The organism is Pantoea sp. BRR-3P (assembly GCF_039621635.1).
Lineage (GTDB): Bacteria > Pseudomonadota > Gammaproteobacteria > Enterobacterales > Enterobacteriaceae > Pantoea > Pantoea floridensis.
In genome coordinates this window covers 2,227,832-2,250,759 of the sequence record NZ_CP155066.1, presented here as the reverse complement: position 1 = coordinate 2,250,759, position 22,928 = coordinate 2,227,832, and the positions used below count along the sequence as shown (strand labels likewise).

Genomic DNA, 22,928 nt, shown 5'->3' with positions numbered 1-22,928 from the left:
ACGCAAACGTTTACAACATCTCGGTCACTCAATAATGATCCCACAGATTTCTCAGGCACCGGGCCTCGTTCAACTGGTGCTGACATTCCTGCAGTCCTTAAAAGAGCAAGGGTTCACTGGCGATACGGCCACCAGCTATGCCGATCGCCTGTCGCTATCCACCGATAACAGTATTTATCAACTGCTGCCTGATGCGGCGCTGTTTCCGCGATCGACGGCTGATGTGGCGCTAATTGCGCGTCTGGCCGCAGAAGCGCGCTTTAATAGCCTGGTCTTCACCCCGCGTGGTGGTGGCACCGGTACTAACGGGCAATCGCTTAATCAGGGCATCGTGGTTGATATGTCGCGCTACATGAACCGCATCCTCGAAATCAACACCGAACAGGGTTGGGTGCGGGTTGAAGCGGGCGTGGTGAAGGACCAACTTAATGCGTGGCTAAAACCTTACGGCTTCTTCTTCTCGCCGGAACTCTCTACCAGTAACCGCGCCACCTTGGGTGGCATGATCAATACTGACGCCTCCGGGCAAGGTTCGCTGGTGTATGGCAAAACCTCCGATCACGTCGAAGGGCTGCGCGCGGTGCTGTTAGGCGGCGATATCCTCGATACGCGCGCGATGCCAACCGAACTGGCAGAACAGCTGGCGAGCACGCCAACCGCTGAAGGGCGCATCTATCAGCAGGTATTAACGCGCTGCCGTGAACAGCGCAGTTTGATTCTGGAAAAATTCCCTAAGCTGAACCGCTTTCTCACCGGTTACGATCTGCGGCATGTGTTCAGCGATGATCTGCAAACCTTCGATCTCACGCGCCTGTTATGCGGTGCGGAAGGTACGCTGGCCTTTATCACTGAAGCGCGCCTGGATATCACGCCCATTCCCAAAGTGCGTCGTTTGGTGAATATCAAATATGATTCGTTCGACTCGGCGTTACGCAATGCACCTTTTATGGTGGAAGCCAAAGCGCTGTCGGTGGAAACGGTTGACTCGAAAGTATTGAACCTGGCGCGTGAAGATATCGTCTGGCACTCGGTGCATGAATTGATTACCGATGTGCCAGACAAAGAGATGCTGGGCCTGAACATCGTGGAGTTTGCCGGTGATGATGCCGAACTGATCGAGCAGCAAATTGCCACGCTGTGCCTGCGTCTGGATGCATTAATGCTGCAGCAATCCGGCGGCGTCATTGGTTATCAGCTGTGTAACGATGTGGCCGGCATTGAGCGCATCTATAACATGCGCAAAAAAGCGGTGGGCCTACTGGGTAACGCCAAAGGGCGCGCTAAGCCGATACCGTTTGTTGAAGATACGGCGGTACCGCCAGAACAGCTGGCCGATTACATCGTTGAGTTTCGCGCGCTGCTCGACAGCCACGGCCTGAGTTACGGCATGTTTGGCCACGTGGATGCGGGCGTGTTGCACGTGCGTCCGGCGCTGGATATGTGCGATCCGCAGCAGGAGCTGTTGATGAAGCAGATCTCCGATGAAGTGGTCGCGCTAACCGCCCGCTACGGCGGTTTATTGTGGGGCGAGCACGGCAAAGGTTTCCGCGCACAGTACAGCCCGGCATTCTTCGGTGAAACGCTGTTCAATGAGCTACGTCGTATTAAAGCGGCGTTCGATCCCGACAACCGCCTCAATCCTGGCAAGATCTGCACACCGCTGAAGAGCAACGAACCAATGATGCAGGTGGATGCGGTGAAACGCGGTACCTACGATCGTCAGATTCCCGTCACGGTGCGCAATGAGTGGCGCGGTGCGATGGAGTGTAACGGCAACGGTTTGTGCTTCAATTTTGACGTGAACAGCCCGATGTGCCCGTCGATGAAAATTACCCGTAATCGCATTCATTCGCCGAAAGGCCGCGCCACGTTAACGCGTGAATGGTTACGTTTGCTCTCTGAGCAGGGGGTTGATCCTCTGCAACTGGAACATGCTTTGCCCAAACAGGGGGCCAGCCTGCGCACCTTGATTCAACGCACGCGTAATTCCTGGCACGCGAAGAAAGGGGAATATGACTTCTCCCATGAGGTAAAAGAGGCGATGTCGGGTTGTCTGGCCTGTAAAGCCTGTTCGACGCAGTGCCCAATCAAGATTGATGTGCCGAATTTCCGTTCGCGCTTTTTGCAGCTTTATCACACCCGCTATTTGCGTCCAGTGAGCGATCATCTGGTGGCAACCGTTGAGAGTTATGCGCCGTTGATGGCGAAAGCCCCTAAGGTGTTCAACTTCTTCCTGAAACAGCCGTGGATGCGCGATATCAGTAAAACGCACATTGGCATGGTGGATTTGCCGCTGCTGTCATCACCGAGCCTCAAGCAACAGTTGAGCGGTCATCCGGCGATGAACCTCACGCTGGAGCAGCTAGAGGCAATGGAGACCACACAACGTGAAAACTGTGTGCTGGTGGTGCAGGATCCCTTTACCAGCTATTACGAAGCGCAGCTGGTGACCGATTTCGTCAAGCTGATCGAAAAGCTCGGTTATCGCCCGGTGTTACTGCCGTTCTCTCCCAATGGCAAAGCGCAGCATGTAAAAGGCTTCCTGCAGCGCTTTGCGCGTACCGCCAGTAAAACCGCAGATTTCCTCAATCGCGTGGCGAAACTTGGCGTGCCAATGGTGGGCGTCGATCCGGCAACCGTGCTTTGTTATCGCGATGAGTACAATCAGGTGCTGGGTGAGCAGCGCGGTGAGTTTAACGTGCAGCTGGTGCACGAATGGCTGCACACGGCGCTGGCTGAGCGTGCGGTGCAAACTGCCAGCGGCGAGGCTTGGTATCTGTTCGCGCACTGCACCGAGGTAACGGCACTGCCGTCCACGCCGAATCAGTGGCAGGGCATTTTTGCTCGCTTTGGCGCGAAGCTGGAGAACGTCAACGTAGGCTGTTGCGGCATGGCAGGTACTTACGGCCATGAAAGTAAAAATCTGGAGAATTCGCTGGGGATTTACGAGCTGTCATGGCATCCACAGCTGCAAAAGCTGCCACGACAACGCTGCCTGGCTACCGGCTTCTCCTGTCGCAGTCAGGTGAAGCGCGCGGAAGGCAACGGGATGCGTCATCCGTTGCAAGCATTACTGGAAATGATGTAAACAAATTGTAGGAGTCGTCACAAAGCTGGATTAGAATATCCAGCCTGCGTGACGGACGAAATCACTCTGCAGGCGGGTAGCTTGATCCCACTCGCCGCTGAGCGCCAGTTGATGACACAAACGTGTTAATGACAGGCGCGCCAGTTGATAGGCCTGAATGCGAAATAAACGGTCACGATCGGCATTGCCCATCTCCTGGACTAAGCGGTGATGGAGCTTACCCATGGCGTGCAAAAAACTGTGGTCGTCACCATTTATCTCACAGATTTCTGCCATGTCGAGACAGGTGTCGTTGAAACGGCGCAGCTGTTCGAGGGTGCAATCGGTACGGTTGAGCTTTGCCTGAGCCATATAGAAGTCCACGGTGATATCGCGCACCGCAAACTTATAGTCGTCGATTTTATGTTGTAACCAGGCTGAGACGGTAAGCGTCATATCGCCACCTTAAATAGGTTAATGATAATCATTATCATATTCAACCGTGTCAGGAATGCAATTCCCGCCGTGAATTTTATTGATTCCCTCTGCCTGTTAATAAAATCGGCAATAACAATTTCTTTACATACTAGAAAGGCGTAACCTATCAATTATGAATGAAACGTAAAATTGATTTATAAAATTTTGCGCCAATTTAAGGGGTTACGTTGCAGTGGTGTGCACGGGAATGCCGCCGTCAATCTGCTTTGAAGCGACTATGCTTAATAAAGCAGCAGTAAAAATAGCACGAGATGATTATCCCTGCAAAACAAGAGGTTGAAGTGATATCTGATATCACTACCATAGGGGGATAGCCTGAAAAGGCCCAGACTTATGAGGTAGCACAATGTCATCAGTTAATGCCGACTCTTTTTCACCCGAAGATTTCGTCTGGAAAGGGCTCACGCTGACCGAATCGGCAGCGAAACAGATTCTTAACCTGGTAGAACAAGACCCTGAAGTCAAGGGTTTGAAACTGGGTGTGAAAACGTCCGGCTGTGCCGGTTTTGGGTACGTTATGGACCTGGTGAAAGAGCCTGCCGATGACGACCTGCAGTTTGAGCAGTTTGGCGCAAAACTGTTTGTGCCGCTTCAGGCGATGCCGTTTGTTGACGGTACCGAGCTGGATTATGTCCGCGAAGGTCTTAACCAGATTTTTAAATTCAACAACCCTAAAGCTCAACACGCCTGCGGGTGCGGTGAGAGCTTTGGCGTCGAGTAAGTGAAATATGTCACGACACAGCGAAGCATCTGACGATGTACAAATGTGGGAAGGCAAGCTCAATTATAAAGAGGGCTTCTTTACCCAGTTACAAACCGACGAATTTGCCCACGGCATCAATGAAGATGTGGTGCGCGCGATTTCGGCCAAACGTAACGAACCTGAATGGATGCTTGAATTCCGTCTGAAGGCGTTCCGCGCCTGGGAACAGATGGAAGAGCCGCACTGGCTGAAAGCGCACTACGAAAAACTGGATTATCAGGATTACAGCTACTACTCCGCGCCGTCCTGCGGCAACTGCGACGACAGCTGTGCGTCTGAACCCGGCGCTACCCAAACTTCCGGCAGCGTCGCGTCCAGCGATTATTTAACTCAGGAAGTAGAAGATGCTTTCAACCAATTAGGTGTTCCGGTGCGTGAAGGACGTGAAGTCGCGGTCGACGCTATTTTCGACTCCGTTTCCGTCTCAACAACTTACCGCGACAAGCTGGCCGAGCAGGGCATCATTTTCTGCTCCTTCGGCGAAGCGATTCACGATCATCCTGAGCTGGTACAGAAGTATCTTGGCACGGTCGTGCCGCCAAACGATAACTTCTTTGCTGCGCTGAACTCCGCTGTGGCCTCCGACGGTACCTTCGTTTACATCCCGAAAGGCGTACGTTGTCCGATGGAGCTGTCGACCTATTTCCGCATCAATGCGGCAAAAACCGGTCAGTTCGAACGCACTATTCTGGTGGCCGATGAAGACAGTTACGTCAGCTACATCGAAGGTTGCTCCGCGCCAGTGCGTGACACCTATCAGCTGCACGCAGCCGTAGTAGAAGTGATTATCCACAAAAATGCCGAAGTGAAATATTCCACCGTACAGAACTGGTTCCCGGGCGGTGAAGGCGAGGGCGGTATCCTCAACTTCGTGACCAAACGTGCGCTGTGCGAAGGCGATCACAGTAAGATGTCCTGGACGCAGTCCGAAACGGGTTCAGCGATCACCTGGAAATATCCTAGCTGCATCCTGCGCGGTGATTACTCGATTGGTGAGTTCTATTCCGTTGCCCTGACCGCAGGTCGCCAGCAGGCGGATACCGGCACTAAGATGATTCACATTGGTAAAAACACCAAGTCGACCATCATCTCAAAAGGGATTTCTGCCGGTAAGAGCCAGAACACCTATCGCGGCCTGGTGAAAATCATGCCAACCGCCACCAACGCGCGTAACTTCACCCAATGTGATTCGATGCTGATTGGTGCTGAGTGCGGCGCGCACACTTTCCCGTACGTGGAAACGCGCAACAACACGGCACATCTGGAGCACGAGGCGACCACTTCGCGCATCGGTGAAGATCAGATGTTCTACTGCTTGCAGCGTGGCATTAGCGAAGAAGATGCGATTTCAATGATCGTCAACGGCTTCTGTAAAGACGTTTTCTCCGAGCTGCCACTGGAATTCGCCGTGGAAGCGCAAAAATTGTTAGCTATCAGCCTTGAGCACAGTGTGGGCTGATGCCCGTTGCCGGAAGCAATGTGAAGGAAAGAGTATGTTAAGCATTAAAGATTTGCAGGTTAGCGTTGAAGACAAAGAGATTTTGCGCGGTCTGAACCTTGAAGTTAAGCCGGGTGAAGTCCATGCCATCATGGGACCGAACGGTTCCGGTAAAAGTACGCTGTCAGCAACGCTGGCTGGCCGTGAAGATTACGAAGTCACTGGCGGTTCGGTCACCTTTAAGGGCAAAGATCTGCTGGAGCTGGAGCCCGAAGAGCGTGCCGGTGAAGGCATCTTCATGGCGTTTCAGTATCCGGTAGAAATCCCGGGCGTCAGCAACCAGTTCTTCCTGCAGACTTCCGTCAATGCGGTGCGTAAATACCGTGAACAGGAGCCGCTGGATCGTTTTGACTTCCAGGACTTTATCGAAGACAAAATCCAGCTGCTGAAGATGCCGGAAGATCTGCTGACCCGTTCAGTAAACGTCGGCTTCTCCGGTGGTGAGAAGAAGCGTAATGACATCCTGCAGATGGCGGCACTGGAACCTGAGCTGTGCATCCTTGATGAAACCGACTCCGGTCTGGATATCGATGCGCTGAAAATCGTGGCAGAAGGCGTGAACAGCCTGCGCGACGGTAAGCGCTCTTTCATCATCGTTACGCACTACCAGCGCATCCTGGATTACATCAAGCCAGATCATGTACACGTGCTGTATCAGGGTAAAATCGTTAAGTCTGGCGATTTCTCACTGGTTAAACAGTTGGAGGAGCAAGGCTATGGCTGGCTTACCGACCAAGAGTGATAACGCTCTGCAGCAGTGGCATCATCTGTTTGAATCGCGCGGTGAAGTCCGTTCACTGCAGGCACAGCAGCACTGGCAGCAACTGATGCGTGTCGGCCTGCCGACGCGTAAGCATGAGAACTGGAAGTACACGCCGCTTGATGGTCTGCTGGCGCAGCAGTTTGTGCTGCCTCAGCCGCAGGACGTGAGCGCGGAACAGGTTGATGCGCTGGCATTGCCAATTGATGCGGTGCGTCTGGTGTTTGTTGATGGCCGTTTCCATGCCGAGTTAAGCAGTCGCGATACTGGCCTGTTTGAGATTCAACATGCGCAAGCCTCCGATCGTCGTCCGTTGCCGGCACCGATTCAGCCGGAAGTGTTCCTGCATCTGACCGAAAGCCTGGCAGAAGAGGCCACGACGATTCGTTTGGCGCGTGGCAAATCAGCGGCCAAACCGCTTTATCTGCTGCACATTACCAGCGGTCAGGATGCAGGCACTACTACCGTGCATCATCGTCACCATCTGCAGCTGGAAGCCAGCGCAGAAGCGGAAGTGATTGAACACTACGTCACTCTGAATGATGTGGCGCATTTTACCGGCGCACGTTTTACCTTCGACGTGGCCGATAACGCTAAACTGCAGCATATCAAACTGTCATTCGAGAGCGAGAAGGCTTACCACTTCGCGCACAATGACGTGGTGATGGGCCGTGATGCGAATGTGTCAACCACCAGCTTCCTGCTGGGGGCCGGCTTATCGCGCCACAACACCAGTGCGCAGCTGAATGGCGAAAATACCAATCTGGCGATTAATAGCTTGTCATTGCCGGTGAATCAGGAAGTGTGCGATACCCGCAGCTACCTCGAGCACAATAAAGGCCACTGCATTAGCCGTCAGATGCACAAAGTTATCGCGCGCGACAAAGGGCGTGCGGTGTTTAACGGTATGATTAAAGTGGCACCTCACGCGCTGAAAACCGACGGCCAAATGACCAACAATAACCTGTTGCTGGGCCGTTTGGCGGAAGTGGACACCAAGCCGCAGCTGGAAATCTATGCTGATGACGTGAAGTGCAGCCACGGTGCGACCATTGGTCGTATTGATGAAGAGCAGATGTTCTATCTGCGCTCGCGCGGCATCGATGAGACTGCCGCCCAGCGTATGATCATTCATGCTTTTGCCGCTGAACTCACCGAAACGCTGGAGAATCCGGTACTGCGTCAGGTGGTGCTGCAGCGCATTGCCGCGCGTATCCCGGGAGTTGAGTCATGAGTTTCGATCTCGAACGCATCAGAGCGGAATTTCCGATTCTGAAACGTGAGGTCAACGGACATCCGCTGGCCTACCTTGATAGCGCGGCCAGCGCACAGCGCCCGCTCGCGGTCATCAATGCGGAAAGTTATTTCTATCAGCACGGCTATGCAGCCGTGCACCGCGGTATCCATTCGCTGAGCGCGCAGGCGACCACCGACATGGAGAACGTACGTCATCAGGCGGCGCGTTTCCTCAATGCTGCTACGCCCGAAGAGATCATCTTTGTCAAAGGTACCACTGAAGCTATCAATCTGGTGGCGAACAGCTGGGGTGGCAGTCAGCTGCAGCCGGGCGATAACATCATCGTTACCGAGATGGAGCATCATGCGAACATCGTGCCGTGGCAGATGGTGGCACAGCGCACCGGCGCAGAGATTCGCGTACTGCCGCTTAATGCGCAGGGTGAACTGGCGCTGGAGCAGCTGAGCGGCTTGATCGACAGCCGTACCCGTTTGTTGGCGGTGACTCACGTTTCTAACGTGCTCGGCACGGTTAACCCGGTGAAAGCCCTCGTCGCGCAGGCGAAAGCGGCCGGCGTAGTCACCTTGGTGGACGGCGCGCAGGCGGTGATGCATCACACGGTGGATGTGCAGGATATTGACTGCGATTTCTACGCGTTCTCAGGCCATAAAATTTATGGTCCGACTGGCATTGGTGTGCTGTACGCGCGTAAAGCGTTGCAAGAGATTATGCCACCATGGGAAGGCGGCGGTTCGATGATTTCTGAGGTTGTGTTGCCAACGGGCACCACCTGGAATACTGCGCCGTGGCGTTTTGAAGCGGGTACGCCCAATACCGGCGGCATCATCGGTCTTGGTGCAGCGTTAACCTGGATCACCGAGCTGGGCCTTGATGTGATTCATCAGCGCGAATCAATGCTCATGCGCTATGCGTTGGATAAGCTGGCGTCGGTACCGGATCTGATTATTTATGGTCCGGAAAGCCGCAGCGGTGTGATTGCCTTTAACCTCGGCAAGCATCATGCGTTTGACGTTGGCAGCTTCCTTGATCAATACGGTATTGCGATCCGCACTGGCCATCACTGCGCGATGCCGCTGATGCGTCATTATGCGGTGCCGGCAATGTGTCGTGCCTCCTTCGCGTTGTACAATACCGAAGAGGAAGCCGATCGTCTGGCCGCAGGTTTAACCCGTATTCATCGTCTGCTGGGTGGTTGAGCAGATTTCAGGAGTGATTCATGGCGAATTTGCCAGATAAAGAGAGACTGGTGCGTAACTTTAATCGTTGCGCAAACTGGGAAGAGAAGTACCTCTACATCATTGAACTCGGTGGGAAATTACCAGAATCCTCCGAAAGCTTACAGCAGCCTCAATACGTAATTTCAGGTTGTCAGAGCCAGGTGTGGATACGCATGACACCACAGGCGGATGGTACCATCGCTTTCGAAGGTGATAGTGATGCTGCCATTGTTAAAGGCTTGATTGCAGTGGTATTTAGCCTGTATCAAGGGCTTAAGGCGCCGGAGATTCTCGATCTCGATGTGCGTCACTGGTTCGGCGAATTAGCGCTAACCTCACATCTCACCCCCTCGCGTTCGCAGGGGCTTGAAGCGATGATTCGCGCGATCCGACATAACGCTCAGAGCCTCAGCTAAGTTACACTCTCCAGACCCCGGCATGACCGGGGTCTGTTCTATCCGACAAAGAGAAAATTGCATGAAACCTGCCTTACGTTTAGCCGGTGCATTGCTGTTGTCCTGTTGCGGACTCTCTGCACCTGCATTTGCAACGGAATATCCCCTGCCTGCCGATAACAGCCGTTTAATTGGCGAGAATACCCTGACCATCGTACCTGATGACAAAAGGCCGCTAGAGCGCATTGCAGCGCATTACAAGATAGGCTTACTTGGCATGCTAGAGGCCAATCCTGGCGTCGATCCCTGGCTGCCGAAAGCGGGCACCCAATTGACCGTACCGCTACAGATGCTGCTTCCCGATGCGCCACGTGAAGGAATCGTCATTAATCTTGCTGAGCTGCGGCTTTACTACTATCCCAAAGGCGAAGATCGTGTCGTGGTCTACCCGATTGGTATCGGTCAGTTGGGCGCAATGACGCCGACGATGGTCACCAGCATTAGCCAGAAAATCCCAAATCCAACCTGGACACCGACCACCAATATCCGCAAACGCTATGCCAAAGAGGGCATCACCTTACCTGGCGTGGTGCCAGCAGGACCGGATAATCCCATGGGCCTGTTTGCCATGCGTCTGGCGCGCGGTACCGGGCAGTACCTGATTCACGGTACCAATGCGGATTTCGGGATTGGTATGCGAGTGAGCTCGGGCTGCATTCGTCTGCGTCCTGATGATATCGAAGCACTGTTTAATAGCGTGCCAAAAGGAACGCGCGTGCAGGTCATCAACCAGCCAATCAAGTATGCGATCGAACCTGACGGTAAGCGTTACGTTGAGGTGCATCAGCCCTTGTCGCGCAATGAGCAGGACGATCCGCAAACGATGCCGATTGCACAATCCACTGCGCTGAAATCTTTCATTAAGAGCGCGGGGAGCGATACGGCCCTGATCAAGGAGGCGATAACGCGCCGTTCTGGTATGCCGGTGTTAGTGAGCAGCGGAGAGCCGGTAACGGATGAGGCAGAGATACAGCAGGGAAGGGGTTCGGAGCAGACAAAGATTGTCGAGGCCAAAGGTGAAGCGGTGACGCAACCTTAAATTCGGGCCAGCGCATCACAGAATCAAGACAAAAAAAATGGTGCCACATGGGCACCATTTTTCAAACCAGAACTCTTACTTACGGTAAGAGTGAGCCTGGTTGTCCAGACGCTGGTTAGCGCGAGCTGCGTCATCTTTAGCAGCCTGAACGTCAGAACGGATTGCGTTCACGTCGTTGCTCAGCTGATCAACTTTAGCGTTCAGAGTCTGAACGTCTGAAGACAGCTGATCGATTTTAGCGTTGCTTGAGCAACCAGCCAGCATAGTTGAAGCCAGGATTACCGCGCCCAGTACCAGTTTAGTACGATTCATTCTTTATACCCTCTAGATTGAGTTAATCTCCATGTAGCGTTACAAGTATTACACAAAGCTTTTTGAGTTGAGAATAAATTTTTGATGAGAACATGCTTAAATTTGATCGTTCGCTCAAAGAAACAGCATTTAACAGAAGATGATGAAAATAATTAGCTAAAACAGAGAGATTTAATCGGACTAACCTTAATCATACGAGATTTTGAATAGTTAATTTCGATTGGAAATTTCTACTATTTGTATTACCCGAGGAATAAAAAAAGCGCCTGTAAAAGGCGCTTTTTAAATAAATATTCAGTAGGTAATCAGAGTACGTGCACAGAAGCGGTGTTTGTCGTTCCGCTTGGTACTAATGCACCTGATACCATTACCACAACATCGCCTTTTTGCGCATATCCGCTTTCCAGCGCCATTTCTTTTCCAATGCGGTAGAAATCATCAGTTGAGGCAATTTCTTTAACCAGATGCGTTTCGATGCCTTTGCTCAGAATCAGCTGGCGAGCAGTGGTTTCATTGGTGGTCAGCGCCAGAATGGTGGCATCCGGGAAATATTTACGGATAGCTTTCGCTGATTTACCACCTTCGGTGGCTACAACAATCAGTGGAGCTTCCAGCTTCTCGGCAGTTTCCACCGCGCCACGGCACACCGCTTCGGTGATGCGCAGTTTACGTGAGTCCTGCAGTGAATCGATGCGGGATTTCATCACGCGATCGGTACGCTCACAGATGGTTGCCATGATGGTAACCGACTCCAGCGGATAACGGCCTTTTGCGCTCTCGCCAGACAGCATTACCGCATCGGTACCATCAAGGATGGCGTTAGCCACATCGCCTGCTTCCGCGCGGGTAGGGCGTGGGTTTTTGATCATGGAATCCAGCATTTGCGTTGCGGTGATAACCACTTTGCGTGCTTTATTACATTTTTTGATCATCATCTTCTGCGCGAAGATCACTTCTTCAACCGGGATTTCAACGCCCAGGTCGCCACGTGCCACCATGATGCCGTCAGAGGCTTCCAGGATTTCGTCGAAGTTGTTCAAGCCTTCCTGGTTCTCGATTTTCGAGATGATCTGAATGTGCTCGCCGCCGTGAGCTTTCAGGTGTTCACGGATTTCCAGCACGTCAGAGCGCTTACGGATAAAGGATGCTGCAACAAAATCAACGTTCTGCTCGCAGCCGAAGATCAGGTCGCGTTTATCTTTTTCGGCCAGCGCAGGCAGCTGAATGGAAACACCCGGCAGGTTAACGCCTTTGTTCTCACCCAAATCACCGTTGTTCAGTACATTACATACCACGGTATTTTCAGTGACTTCCGTTACCTGCATACCGATCAAGCCATCATCGACCAGCACGGTGTTACCAATTTTCAAATCTTCGGTGAAACCGGCGTAGGTCACGGCAACACGTTCGCTGTTACCAATTACCGATTGATCGGTGGTGAAGGTGAAGGTTTGGCCCGCTTTCAACGACACATCATTGCCACCTTCCAGCTTCATGGTGCGAATTTCTGGGCCTTTGGTGTCCAGCAGAATGGCGGCCTGACGACCGGTTTTTTCCATAACGGCACGCATATTAGTAATGCGTTGACCATGCTCGGCGTAATCCCCATGAGAGAAGTTCAGGCGCATAACGTTCATGCCTGCTTCCAGCAATTGGGTCAGCATCTCTTCAGATTCGGTTTTTGGGCCGATAGTACAAACGATTTTGGTCTTTTTCATGTCAGGTTTTCTGTAAGTTGTGATGGATGATAAAGGTCGGAATTCGATGCATACGGCACCGAAGTGAGAATGTGTATGGTGTTGGAACGGATTTCACAGAAATAAGAATAGGAGACGAAAGCAAAGCGTGCAGAGAAGTTATGCAGTACGCGAGAGAACTGGCTGAGCAGTGTTGCGCAAATTATGTGAGTTGTTTGCATAGGCACGTTAGCGCTGAAACCTTTCAGGTGGAACAACGCGGCATAGTATAGTCGCTAAGTATACGAAAACCAATATAAAAGCGGTGCCAGAAAAACGATGCAGATCAAGAAAAGGGTGTTGCGCAAGGAGATAAACCAGAGTGGTGCGCTCTAATGGACTCGAACCATCGACCCCCACCATGTCAAGGTGGTGCTCTAACCAACTGAGCTAAGAGCGCATTCAGAAAATTCAGTAATTGGTGCGTCCGAGTGGACTCGAACCACCGACCCCCACCATGTCAAGGTGGTGCTCTAACCAACTGAGCTACGGACGCACTTGGTGCGCTCTAATGGACTCGAACCATCGACCCCCACCATGTCAAGGTGGTGCTCTAACCAACTGAGCTAAGAGCGCAACACGCTGTCAGGGCGACAGCGGGGACGAATATTAACGGCAGGCCGTGATGCTGGCAAGGGGAAAAAGCGATTTTCCCCGGTGACTGACCAGCAACTGTGCTATGCGTCGTTTTTTTCGCCGCTGGGAAGCAAATAATGCACGTTCAGGAACTTAGCGCGCAGCACGTGCCAGAATGACCTGCGCGGGCAAGCGCTGTAAACGACGTATACGCCAAATCATCATTACGGCTGCCGAGGTGAGTCCGACAATAAAGCCGCACCAGAATCCGGCAGGACCGAGCTTCGGTAATACCCAATCTGTCATCGCCAGCACATAACCCACGGGCAAACCCAGCACCCAGTAAGCAATAAAGGTGATGAAGAAGATGGAACGGGTGTCTTTATAACCACGCAGTATGCCGCTGCCAATCACCTGAATCGAGTCGGAGAACTGATAGAGAGCCGCCAGCAGCATCAGCTGCGCGGCAAGGGTAATCACTTCCGGATTCGCGGTATACAGCGCAGCGATATCATGACGGAAGATCACGGTAAACGTTGCCGTGAGCACCGCCATGCTGATGCCTACACCCTGTCCAGTCCATGCGGCGACCCGCGCCTGTTCGGTCGATCCTTGCCCCAGCCGATAGCCAACACGAATGGTCGTTGCCACACCCAGCGACAGCGGCAAGACAAACATCAGCGAGCTGAAGTTAAGCGCAATTTGATGACCCGCGACTTTGACAATACCGAGCGGTGACACCAGCAGAGCGACGACGGCAAACAAGGTCACTTCAAAGAACAGCGCTAAAGCCACCGGCAAGCCCAGCGTGAACAGGCGAGACAGGATAGCTCTTGAAGGCGCAGACCAGCGTGCGTTCATACGGATATCGCGCATATTCGCCATGCGTTTTACCCAAAAGCGCATCACCAGGAACATTACCCAATAGACCGAAGCCGTTGCAACACCGCATCCAACCCCGCCCAATGCCGGCATGCCAAAGTGACCATAGATGAATACATAGTTAAGAGGAATGTTCACCATTAATCCGAGGAAGCCGAGCAGCATCGCAGGCTTGGTTTTCGACAAGCCTTCACACTGGTTACGCATTACCTGGAAGAGGAGATAACCGGGCGCTCCCCACAGCAACGCATGCAGATACCCTTCGGCTTTCGCGGCCAACGCAGGATCAATATCATGCATGGTGTTAATCAAGTAGCCGGCGTTCCACAGCACCACCATAATTAATAGTGCGACGCCGATCGCCATCCAATATCCCTGACGCACTTGTTCCGCGATGCGTTCACGTCGTCCTGAACCGTTGAGTTGCGCAACGGTGGGCGTCAAAGCCAGCAGTAGACCATGGCCAAACAGAATGGCGGGAAGCCAGATAGAGGTGCCGACAGCAACGGCGGCCATATCCGTGGCGCTTACCGCACCGGCCATAACAGTATCTACAAATCCCATTGCAGTCTGAGCCACCTGAGCAAGGATGACCGGGATCGCAAGGGCCAGCAATTGACGCGCTTCTGTAAAATACTTCTGCACGTAACACCTGCTTAATTTAAGAAGAGAGCGGGGAGAAATCCCCAAAGAATGCGCGGCATAGTGTAGCGGTCGCGATGGCTTCCGCCAAACGTTGTTCGCATTTTGTTTCGTTATTTGTGTAAAGTTTGAACTCCGCCAAATTAAGCTGTGGCTGACAAGCTGTGATAAACTGACGCAAACTTTGCAGAGGCTGAGATTATGTTTACTGGAATTGTGCAAGGCACGGCTGAGATTGTTGCCATTGAAGAAAAAGAGCTGTTTCGCACTCATACTGTACGTTTACCCGCAGATCTCTTGCCGGGTCTGGCGCTGGGCGCATCAGTGGCGCATAACGGCTGCTGCCTGACCGTGACAGAGATTAAGGGCGATCTTGTTAGCTTTGATTTGATCAAAGAAACACTGCGCATCACCAACCTTGGCGAATTAAGCGCTGGTGATGTGGTGAATATTGAACGTGCGGCGAAGTTCAGTGATGAAATTGGCGGCCATTTAATGTCCGGTCATATTATGACCACGGCGGAGATCTGCAAAATAATCCAGTCAGAAAATAATCGCGAAATCTGGTTTAAATTGCAGGACGCCAGCCAGATAAAATATATTCTGCATAAAGGTTTTGTGGGAATAGACGGAATAAGTCTGACGGTAGGCGATGTCACTAAAAGCAAGTTTTGTGTCCACCTCATCCCAGAAACATTAGAGCGTACCACCCTGGGCGCCAAGAGATTGGGTCAAAAGGTCAACATTGAGATCGATCCCCATACCCAGGCGATTGTGGATACCGTTGAACGCGTACTGGCTCAGCGAGAAGCGGCCTTAATTCACGCGGATAGCACAGAATAACGCAATAAAAAAGGCGCCATTTGGCGCCTTGATTTTTTCATCAGATAATTAACGCGCTACGCGCAAACCACCCTCTTTACCGCGACTGAATACGACCTGCCAAAGCTGAATATCACGCGCGCGGAATGCACCCGCGCAAGCATTGAGATAATAGTCGAACATGCGTTTAAACCGTTCACCATATTTCTCGGCCAGCTGTGGCCAGGCAATTTGGAATCGTTCATGCCAGGCCATTAGCGTCGTATCATAATCTGCGCCAAAGTTATGCCAATCTTCCATAACGAAATGAGGCTCACTGGCTTCGGCGATTTGTCGAACAGACGGTAGACAACCGTTCGGGAAGATATATTTGTCAATCCACGGATCAACGTTCATATCCGTGCTGAGGGCACCAATGGTGTGCAGTAAAAATATGCCGTCTGGTTTTAGGTTGCGATCGGCAACTTCAAAATAAGTGGCATAGTTTTTCGGCCCGACGTGTTCAAACATGCCGACGGAAACAATACGATCATATTGCTGATTAAGATCGCGATAATCCTGCAGCAAAATCGTAACGTCTAATCCTTCACAGCGTTGCTGTGCCAATTTCTGCTGCTCGGCAGAAATGGTAACGCCATGCACCTTCACGCCATAATTACGTGCGGCATATTCCGCTAATCCGCCCCAGCCGCAGCCAATATCGAGAAGTGTCATGCCGGGCTCAAGTTGCAGCTTACGGCATATCATATCCAGTTTTGCCTGCTGCGCATTTTCCAGCGTGTCCGCATCTTTCCAGTAGCCACAGGAATATTGCATATAGGGATCGAGCATCAGTGAGAAAAGATCATTACCCAAATCGTAATGTTCTTTACCGACAATCCAGGCACGCTTTTTCGACTGTAAATTAGTAAGACGTGCCGCTGCAATTCGCAGCGTGTCTTTGAAATGACGCGGTAATTGTTTATCCAGATGGTGTTTCAATACGCGATGGAAGAACATATCGAGCTGTTCGCACTCCCACCAACCATCCATGTAACTTTCACCTAAGCCCAGTGAACCTTCTTCCAGGACGCGTTTAAAAAAATCTGGATGCTTTACCTGAATATCCCAGGGACGAGTGCCATTCACTGCAATATCAGCGCGCTCTAGCAGTTCATTGACGATACGATACCAGTGGTTTTCTTCAAGGCTCACTTCTTCTATAACAGATGAACTCATAGCTTCTCCATCACCTTCCGATCTGAACCTGAGAAATAGAATAGTCAATTTCTCAAGAGCTGTGAGAGAACTCACGGAAATTCCGTGCGCCAGAAATCCGACGTTTTACAGAGGTATGCTTTTGAATTGAACAGTTTGACGCAACACAGCAGCATCGTGCAGACGCCATCCCACGACAGAGTCGTAAAGGTATTACATTTATATTATTGATTTATAGCAGAAATACTGACCCAGTGATTATATGCTCACGTGGGTCAATATTCAACGGCTTATCGTTAGTTTGCTAACGATAATCGTTGCCTTAATGATTATCTTCGCAGGGACGGGAAGTGTGGGCAATATCACTTTGTGCGCTTACACCGCGTTGGCAGACAAAGCCAACCCAAGCGAGTGCGACGGTTGCTACCATGACAAGTGTGGTGTTGTAGAGCGCATGCGCTAATCCAGCAGAGACCAGCAGGCTGGCAACAAAACACAGACCTAGCTGGAAAAGGTTTTGCAAACCTGCTGCTTTCCCGGTCGCATGCGGGAAAGGAGAGAGCGCGCTAGCCACCACAATGGGATAGATTGCGCCATTAGCGAGCGCCATGCCGCAGAAAGGCATCAGCAATGCAAACAGTGGCGTTGCTGGCATTAATGCCACCACAAACAGGCTAAGGATGCTCAAACTGTAAAGCACCAGCAACCATGGCAACAATTGAGCGCCTTGATAGCGGTTGAGCAGCGCGCGGCAGCCAAATCCGCCCATTAAAAAGGCGATGGTTTGAGGAATATAGCTCAGCCCAATATCGGCAGGCGTTAAGCCGGCGGCGGCGAGAATAAAGGGCGAACCGGTCAGCCAGGCAAAGAAACTTGCGGAGCAGGCTGAATAAATCAAGACGTTACCACTATACACTCGCGTGCTAAGTAAAGTTAGCCAGCCGGGCTGGGTGCTCTTAGCAACGTTTTCGCGTTTCGGCGAGGTTAACCGCAGCGTGCCAACCAGCAATACCACCGCGACAAACGTGAGGGTGATAAAAATGCTGCGCCAGTGGAAGTGACTGATTAGCCAGGCTCCCAGCAGCGGAGCGAGCGCCGGTGACAAGGCGACCAGCGGCATAATCGTGGCAAAAACTTTATGAGCCTGTGCTTTTGGATAGCGATCAACGACTAATGCCTGCCAGCTCACCGCTGCAGCACATACCCCAATCGCCTGCACAAAACGTAACGCCAGCATCAGGCGTACATCGGTCACCCAAAGCATACCAAGACAGCCAAGTGCAAAGATGGCTAAGCCCGCCAGCAGAATAGGTTTACGACCGTAGCGATCTGACAGCGGTCCCCAAAAGACCTGCGCACAAGCAAAGCCGGCAAGGAACAGACTCAGGCTGGCACTGATGGTGCCCGGTGCAGTGGCAAAATCACGTTGCATATCGCCAAAGGCGGGTAAATACATATCCGTGGCAAGAAAGCCGAGCATGCTGAGCACGGCAAGGTAGGGCATAAATGCTTTAGACGACAACATGTTATTTCTCTTATGGGCAGGTTGAACGCGGGGGAGTGTAAAAGGATGCAACACGCTTTGTGAAACGCTAATATTTGCACAGTGCTGTTAAATTTTTTGAAGGTGAATTCATGTGGTCAGAATACGCGCTTGAAGTGGTAGATGCCGTAGCGCGAACCGGCAGCTTCAGCGCCGCGGCGCAGGAGTTGCACCGTGTGCCTTCTGCCATCAGCTATACCGTACGCCAACTGGAAACCTGGCTGGCGGTACCGCTCTTTGAGCGCCAGCATCGGGAAGTGGTAATGACACCGGCAGGTGAGCATTTTGTGCGTGAAGGACGATCTGTTATCAAAAAAATGCTCGCCACCCGCAGGCAGTGCCAGCAGCTGGCCAATGGCTGGCGCGGTGAGTTGAGCATCGCCATTGACTGTATTGTAAAACCGCAGCGTACGCGGCAATTAGTGAAGGACTTCTATCGCCATTTCCCGGACATGGAGTTGATCATCAGTTATGAAGTGTTTAATGGCGTCTGGGACGCGTTAGCTGATGGACGCGTTGATGTCGCGATTGGCGCCACTCAGGCAATTCCGGTTGGGGGACGTTTTGCTTTTCAGGATATGGGGGCGCTTAACTGGCGCTGTGTCGTGAGTCCTCATCATCCTTTAGTCAGTAGCGTTGAACTGGATGATGAAACTCTGCGGGCATGGCCTTCGCTGGTGCTAGAAGATACCTCGCGAGCGTTGCCGCGCCGCATGACATGGACGCTCGATAATCAGCGGCGCCTGGTGGTGCCAGAATGGGAAACCGGGCTCGACTGCTTGCAGGCAGGATTGTGCGTTGGGATGGTGCCGGGCCATTTAGCTCGACCGCTGCTGGATAACCACGCGTTGGTGGAGCTGCAATTGCCGCAGGCCTTTCCAGACAGCCCCTGCTGCGTTAGCTGGTCAGAACAGCGCGCGTCGCCGGCGCTGGATTGGCTATTAGCCTATCTCGGGGATGCCGAAACGCTGAACCACGAATGGCTCAGCGAAGTGACACACTAGCGACGATAGTCGCGGAATGGCCCGTCTGCCACGGAGCGGCGCTCAATCAGCGTGGGTTGAACCTCAATGGTTTGTGGCTCTTCACGCTTGCTGGTGATGCGATCGAGCAGCATCTCCAAAGCTTTTTCACCTAATTCGGCTTTAGGCTGATGCACGGTGGTCAGGGCGGGCGTGAAATAACGCGCGTTGCGCACGTTATCATAGCCAATCACTGAGATATCCTGCGGCACGCGCAAACCCATTTCATCTGCTGCGCAAATTGCGCCCATCGCCATAATGTCACCACCGCAGAACACGGCGGTGGGGCGCTGTTTCTGATTAAGGATTTGCTGCATCGCCTGATAACCCGATTCCGGTTCAAAGTCGCCCTGAACGATCCATTCCGGGCGCACAGTGATGCCCGCTTCATTCATCGCCTGAAGGAAACCGGCATGGCGTCCGCCGCCGGTATTGCGCTCCAATTGCCCCGGAATTGCGCCAATGTCGCGGTGACCACGTTCAATCAGATATCGCCCAGCGAGATAGCCACCCTGGAATGCATTATCCTGCACGGTATCGGTAAAATCGCCGCGCGAAGCGCCCCAATCCATAACAACCATCGGGATATTGCGATTTTCTTCAAGCATTTGCAGCAAATCATCGGGGTATTCTGAACACATCACGAGCAATCCATCGACACGCTTCTGCGCCATCATGGAGAGATAAGCGCGCTGCTTTTGTAAGTCGTTATGCGCGTTACCCAGAATCAACGTATAGCCGCGATCGAAGCAGTGATTTTCTACCGCTTCAATAATTTCGGCAAAATAGGGCGCTTCACTGGAGGTCGCCAGCAGGCCCAACGTTTTGGTGTGATTGACTTTCAGGCTACGCGCCACGGCGCTTGGCGAGTAGTGCAATGCTTTGATCGCTTCCCATACGGCGTTACGCGTCTCTTCTGCTACGAAACGCGTTTTGTTGATGACATGCGAAACCGTGGTGGTCGAAACACCCGCGCGTTTTGCCACATCTTTAATTGTTGCCATGAAAATGGTACTCCTGGGCTTATCGCAACTTACTGATAAGTATATTGTTAAACGTTTGCGTCTGCTAATGCTTTTATCGCCCAAAATAAGGGGCAAAACGGTGTGGTTTAGCAGACAAAATCACTTTATCGCGCTGTAAACACAGCCTGCACAAAATGTGTTGCGCAACGAAAGGCGGCGATTCTAGCAAGCCCGGGCGGATAACACGAGATTTTTGCCCATCGCTGTGCGAAAATCGCTTTAACCCTAAGAAATGTGTGACTAAGGAGGAGTAATGAGTACGGATTTGAAGCTGGCGCTAATGACAACCGTTGGTGCTCTGTTAATGATTATTGCCTTTAGCTTTACTGCAATCATGCATTAATAAAAAAAGCCGGAGCAGCTCAATGCAGCGTCCGGCTTTTTTCTGCGCGTTGCGCAACAACTAACGAATGGTTTTCGGCGTCATCATACGACGCGCCCCAACATAGTGTTTCTGCCAGTAATCCTCACCCAACGCGCTAATCTGAATATCTTTGCCGGTACGCGGCGACTGAATGAATTTGCCATTTCCGAGATACACGCCAACATGATCGGCAGTACCACGATTATTGATGCGGAAGAACACCAAATCACCTTTTTCCAGCATTTCACGCTTAATTGGTGCAGCATCGCGCAGGTGATACATCTCATTGGCGGTGCGCGGGAACTTGAACTTCACCAAATCTTTATAGGCGTACCACACCAGGCCGCTGCAGTCGAAGCCGGTATGCGGGGAGGTGCCGCCCCATTGATAAGGTTTGCCGAGCTGGCCCATTAATTTTGTCATCGCAGTTTCACGCGCCTTTTGATAACGCTGGCGATGCGCCTTGCTCATTTTGATGCCGGTGAGCGGCAATGCTTCATCATCAACGTCGACGTCTGCGGCTTTTTTTATCTGTCGTTGATGACCATATTTCTTCGTCGTGGGTTTTAGCAGGGATTTTTTGCGGCTGGTTTTAGTCAGTGCGATTTCTGGCTTTGCCTGTTTTTTAATTTTGAGTTTTTGGACGGCAGGCAGCCGCGATTTTTTCGTAGTGGTTTTCACCGGACGTCGTTTGCGGCGCTCGTCTTCACGTGCGCTCTTTTTCTCTGCTTTTTGCGAGCTGGCATTAACCGGCGCATGCGGAGACGCAGAGGCCACGTTAAAGAACAGTTGGGCAAAAGCCAGTATGAAAAGCGTAATCAGTAAACGCATAATCCGGTTTTAGGTTCAGCAGGCTGGAAACAAACAGACTGCGGCAGAGTGAGAGTAATCTGATCAAACGATCAGCGCCGAGGCAATTCTAATCCACTTTTTTTGCAAAAGGTAAGGCCTTTTTCCATTAAACTGTTACCAGATTGATTCTGTCGCAAAAATGAACTAATTCAGCTGGTTAACGCAGCGAAACTATTGCTAATTATTAATTTAGTCATGCCTAATAATGATATGAAAATGTTATTTGTGGCGGCCCAACTTAACAAACATGGCGATTACCCGACGCTAACGTAAAATCCCGTTTTCAGTACGGGAGCGAAATCGCTACAATAAACAAACACGAAGTGAAGCTTTAAGGAAGGCAATAATGAGTACTGTTGAAAAAATTCAGCGTCAGATCGCAGAAAACCCGATCCTGCTGTACATGAAAGGTTCGCCAAAGCTGCCAAGCTGCGGTTTCTCGGCGCAAGCCGTGCAGGCGCTTTCTGCGTGTGGTGAGCGTTTCGCCTACGTGGACATTCTGCAGAACCCGGATATCCGCGCTGAAATGCCTAAGTACGCTAACTGGCCAACCTTCCCGCAATTGTGGGTAGATGGTGAACTGGTTGGCGGCTGCGACATTATCGTTGAGATGTTCCAGCGCGGCGAACTTCAGCCCCTGCTGAAAGAAACCGCAGAGAAGTATAAAGAAGCGGAATAATGAAGGAGGCCGACAACGATGTCGGCCTTTTCTTTTACTCTTCGGACGATGCGTCTTCCTTCGGCGCTTCATCAAAAGCCAGCGGCCAGCCGCCAAGGCGCTTCCAGCGGTTCACCAGTTCGCAGAACAGCGTTGCGGTTTGCTCGGTGTCATACAGTGCCGAGTGCGCCTGAGTGCTATCAAAATCCATTCCTGCCGCTTTACAGGCTTTCGCCAACACCGTTTGCCCGAACACTAAACCGCTTAACGCGGCCGTATCAAAAGTGGCAAAAGGGTGAAAGGGATTGCGCTTCAGGCTGGCACGCTCGGCGGCTGCCATCACGAAGTTGAGATCGAAAGTGGCGTTATGCGCCACGATAATGGCGCGATTGCAGCCGCTGTCTTTTGTGCCTTTGCGCACCATTTTGAAAATGGCATGCAGGGCTTCGTATTCACTTACGGCGCCGCGCAGCGGATTAGTGGGATCGATACCGGTAAACGCCAGCGCCGCTGGATTAAGAATGGCGCCTTCAAACGGTTCCACGTGGAAATGCAGCGTTTCATCACGATGCAACCAGCCATCTTCATCCATCTTGAGCGTGGTGGCCGCAATTTCCAGCAGCGCATCGGTTTGCGCGTTAAAACCGGCCGTTTCGACGTCGATCACTACAGGATAAAAACCGCGGAAGCGTTGGTGGAGAGCGTTTAAAGCGTTCGATTCAGACATCAGGATCTCATGGCA

The 22,928-nt window shown here is 52.0% G+C and carries 21 protein-coding genes and 3 tRNA genes; 12 read left to right on the top strand and 12 right to left on the bottom strand.

The window, feature by feature from the left end:
• Positions 1-34 precede the first annotated feature (34 nt).
• Complete coding sequence (locus tag AAGR08_RS10390) at positions 35-3,088, top strand: FAD-binding and (Fe-S)-binding domain-containing protein (RefSeq protein ID WP_345826820.1); 3,054 nt, start codon at positions 35-37, stop codon at positions 3,086-3,088.
• A 30-nt stretch (positions 3,089-3,118) separates the two neighbouring features.
• Here AAGR08_RS10390 and AAGR08_RS10385 read toward each other — a convergent pair whose 3' ends face one another.
• On the bottom strand, positions 3,119-3,523 hold the full coding sequence (locus AAGR08_RS10385) for a hypothetical protein (RefSeq protein ID WP_345826819.1): 405 nt from the start codon (positions 3,521-3,523) through the stop codon (positions 3,119-3,121).
• Positions 3,524-3,911: 388 nt separating this feature from the next.
• Here AAGR08_RS10385 and sufA point away from each other — a divergent pair, with 388 nt between their 5' ends.
• The 7 genes from sufA to AAGR08_RS10350 all read left to right on the top strand — a co-directional run bounded on the left by sufA (position 3,912) and on the right by AAGR08_RS10350 (position 10,555).
• Positions 3,912-4,286, top strand: a complete 375-nt coding sequence (gene sufA, locus AAGR08_RS10380; protein WP_097094107.1) for a Fe-S cluster assembly scaffold SufA — start codon at positions 3,912-3,914, stop codon at positions 4,284-4,286.
• Between the two features lie 7 nt (positions 4,287-4,293).
• A complete protein-coding gene (sufB, locus tag AAGR08_RS10375) occupies positions 4,294-5,787 on the top strand; it encodes a Fe-S cluster assembly protein SufB (RefSeq protein WP_097094106.1) in 1,494 nt (497 codons plus the stop codon).
• A gap of 34 nt (positions 5,788-5,821) precedes the next feature.
• Positions 5,822-6,568, top strand: coding sequence for a Fe-S cluster assembly ATPase SufC (gene sufC / locus AAGR08_RS10370; RefSeq protein WP_008102973.1), 747 nt, complete (start codon positions 5,822-5,824; stop codon positions 6,566-6,568).
• The gene (gene sufD, locus AAGR08_RS10365; protein ID WP_097094105.1) at positions 6,543-7,820 is read left to right on the top strand and encodes a Fe-S cluster assembly protein SufD; all 1,278 of its coding nucleotides are present in this window, start codon (positions 6,543-6,545) and stop codon (positions 7,818-7,820) included. Before sufC ends, sufD begins: the two co-directional genes overlap by 26 nt.
• Positions 7,817-9,040 carry a cysteine desulfurase SufS gene (gene sufS, locus AAGR08_RS10360; RefSeq protein ID WP_345826818.1) on the top strand — a complete coding sequence of 408 codons (1,224 nt, stop codon included), beginning with the start codon at positions 7,817-7,819 and terminating at the stop codon, positions 9,038-9,040. Before sufD ends, sufS begins: the two co-directional genes overlap by 4 nt.
• Before the next feature lie 20 nt (positions 9,041-9,060).
• On the top strand, positions 9,061-9,477 hold the full coding sequence (sufE, locus tag AAGR08_RS10355) for a cysteine desulfuration protein SufE (protein ID WP_097094103.1): 417 nt from the start codon (positions 9,061-9,063) through the stop codon (positions 9,475-9,477).
• A gap of 61 nt (positions 9,478-9,538) precedes the next feature.
• Positions 9,539-10,555 (top strand): L,D-transpeptidase family protein, encoded by a 1,017-nt coding sequence (locus AAGR08_RS10350; protein ID WP_345826817.1) that lies wholly within the window; start codon positions 9,539-9,541, stop codon positions 10,553-10,555.
• Between the two features lie 75 nt (positions 10,556-10,630).
• Here AAGR08_RS10350 and AAGR08_RS10345 read toward each other — a convergent pair whose 3' ends face one another.
• The 6 genes from AAGR08_RS10345 to AAGR08_RS10320 all read right to left on the bottom strand — a co-directional run bounded on the left by AAGR08_RS10345 (position 10,631) and on the right by AAGR08_RS10320 (position 14,706).
• Positions 10,631-10,867 (bottom strand): major outer membrane lipoprotein, encoded by a 237-nt coding sequence (locus AAGR08_RS10345; protein WP_007892735.1) that lies wholly within the window; start codon positions 10,865-10,867, stop codon positions 10,631-10,633.
• Positions 10,868-11,172: 305 nt separating this feature from the next.
• Positions 11,173-12,585, bottom strand: a complete 1,413-nt coding sequence (gene pykF / locus AAGR08_RS10340) for a pyruvate kinase PykF (RefSeq protein ID WP_097094101.1) — start codon at positions 12,583-12,585, stop codon at positions 11,173-11,175.
• A 341-nt stretch (positions 12,586-12,926) separates the two neighbouring features.
• Positions 12,927-13,003, bottom strand: a tRNA-Val gene (locus AAGR08_RS10335).
• Positions 13,004-13,022: 19 nt separating this feature from the next.
• Positions 13,023-13,099, bottom strand: a tRNA-Val gene (locus AAGR08_RS10330).
• A gap of 3 nt (positions 13,100-13,102) precedes the next feature.
• Positions 13,103-13,179: transfer RNA gene (locus AAGR08_RS10325), tRNA-Val, on the bottom strand.
• A gap of 153 nt (positions 13,180-13,332) precedes the next feature.
• The gene (locus AAGR08_RS10320) at positions 13,333-14,706 is read right to left on the bottom strand and encodes an MATE family efflux transporter (protein ID WP_345826816.1); all 1,374 of its coding nucleotides are present in this window, start codon (positions 14,704-14,706) and stop codon (positions 13,333-13,335) included.
• 198 nt (positions 14,707-14,904) lie between these two features.
• On the opposite strand from AAGR08_RS10320, the gene AAGR08_RS10315 reads away from it, so the two are divergent.
• The gene (locus AAGR08_RS10315) at positions 14,905-15,546 is read left to right on the top strand and encodes a riboflavin synthase subunit alpha (RefSeq protein ID WP_097094099.1); all 642 of its coding nucleotides are present in this window, start codon (positions 14,905-14,907) and stop codon (positions 15,544-15,546) included.
• Between the two features lie 48 nt (positions 15,547-15,594).
• On the opposite strand, the gene cfa is transcribed toward AAGR08_RS10315, so the two are convergent.
• Positions 15,595-16,743: a cyclopropane fatty acyl phospholipid synthase gene (cfa, locus tag AAGR08_RS10310; RefSeq protein ID WP_097094098.1), complete on the bottom strand. Its 1,149-nt coding sequence runs from the start codon at positions 16,741-16,743 to the stop codon at positions 15,595-15,597.
• Positions 16,744-17,044: 301 nt separating this feature from the next.
• On the bottom strand, positions 17,045-18,247 hold the full coding sequence (gene punC, locus AAGR08_RS10305; RefSeq protein WP_345826815.1) for a purine nucleoside transporter PunC: 1,203 nt from the start codon (positions 18,245-18,247) through the stop codon (positions 17,045-17,047).
• A 110-nt stretch (positions 18,248-18,357) separates the two neighbouring features.
• On the opposite strand from punC, the gene punR reads away from it, so the two are divergent.
• Positions 18,358-19,269, top strand: a complete 912-nt coding sequence (gene punR, locus AAGR08_RS10300) for a DNA-binding transcriptional activator PunR (protein WP_097094096.1) — start codon at positions 18,358-18,360, stop codon at positions 19,267-19,269.
• On the opposite strand, the gene purR is transcribed toward punR, so the two are convergent.
• Positions 19,266-20,291 carry an HTH-type transcriptional repressor PurR gene (gene purR / locus AAGR08_RS10295; RefSeq protein ID WP_097094095.1) on the bottom strand — a complete coding sequence of 342 codons (1,026 nt, stop codon included), beginning with the start codon at positions 20,289-20,291 and terminating at the stop codon, positions 19,266-19,268. The genes punR and purR overlap by 4 nt on opposite strands.
• A gap of 274 nt (positions 20,292-20,565) precedes the next feature.
• On the opposite strand from purR, the gene AAGR08_RS10290 reads away from it, so the two are divergent.
• Complete coding sequence (locus AAGR08_RS10290) at positions 20,566-20,655, top strand: YnhF family membrane protein (protein ID WP_097094094.1); 90 nt, start codon at positions 20,566-20,568, stop codon at positions 20,653-20,655.
• 60 nt (positions 20,656-20,715) lie between these two features.
• Here the strand turns inward: AAGR08_RS10290 and AAGR08_RS10285 are convergent, their stop codons facing one another.
• Entirely contained in the window at positions 20,716-21,507 is a 792-nt protein-coding gene (locus AAGR08_RS10285) for a C40 family peptidase (RefSeq protein WP_345826814.1), read from the bottom strand.
• Between the two features lie 364 nt (positions 21,508-21,871).
• Here AAGR08_RS10285 and AAGR08_RS10280 point away from each other — a divergent pair, with 364 nt between their 5' ends.
• Positions 21,872-22,207 carry a Grx4 family monothiol glutaredoxin gene (locus tag AAGR08_RS10280; RefSeq protein ID WP_175501675.1) on the top strand — a complete coding sequence of 112 codons (336 nt, stop codon included), beginning with the start codon at positions 21,872-21,874 and terminating at the stop codon, positions 22,205-22,207.
• A gap of 34 nt (positions 22,208-22,241) precedes the next feature.
• On the opposite strand, the gene rnt is transcribed toward AAGR08_RS10280, so the two are convergent.
• Positions 22,242-22,913 carry a ribonuclease T gene (gene rnt / locus AAGR08_RS10275; RefSeq protein ID WP_345826813.1) on the bottom strand — a complete coding sequence of 224 codons (672 nt, stop codon included), beginning with the start codon at positions 22,911-22,913 and terminating at the stop codon, positions 22,242-22,244.
• Between the last annotated feature and the right edge of the window lie 15 nt (positions 22,914-22,928).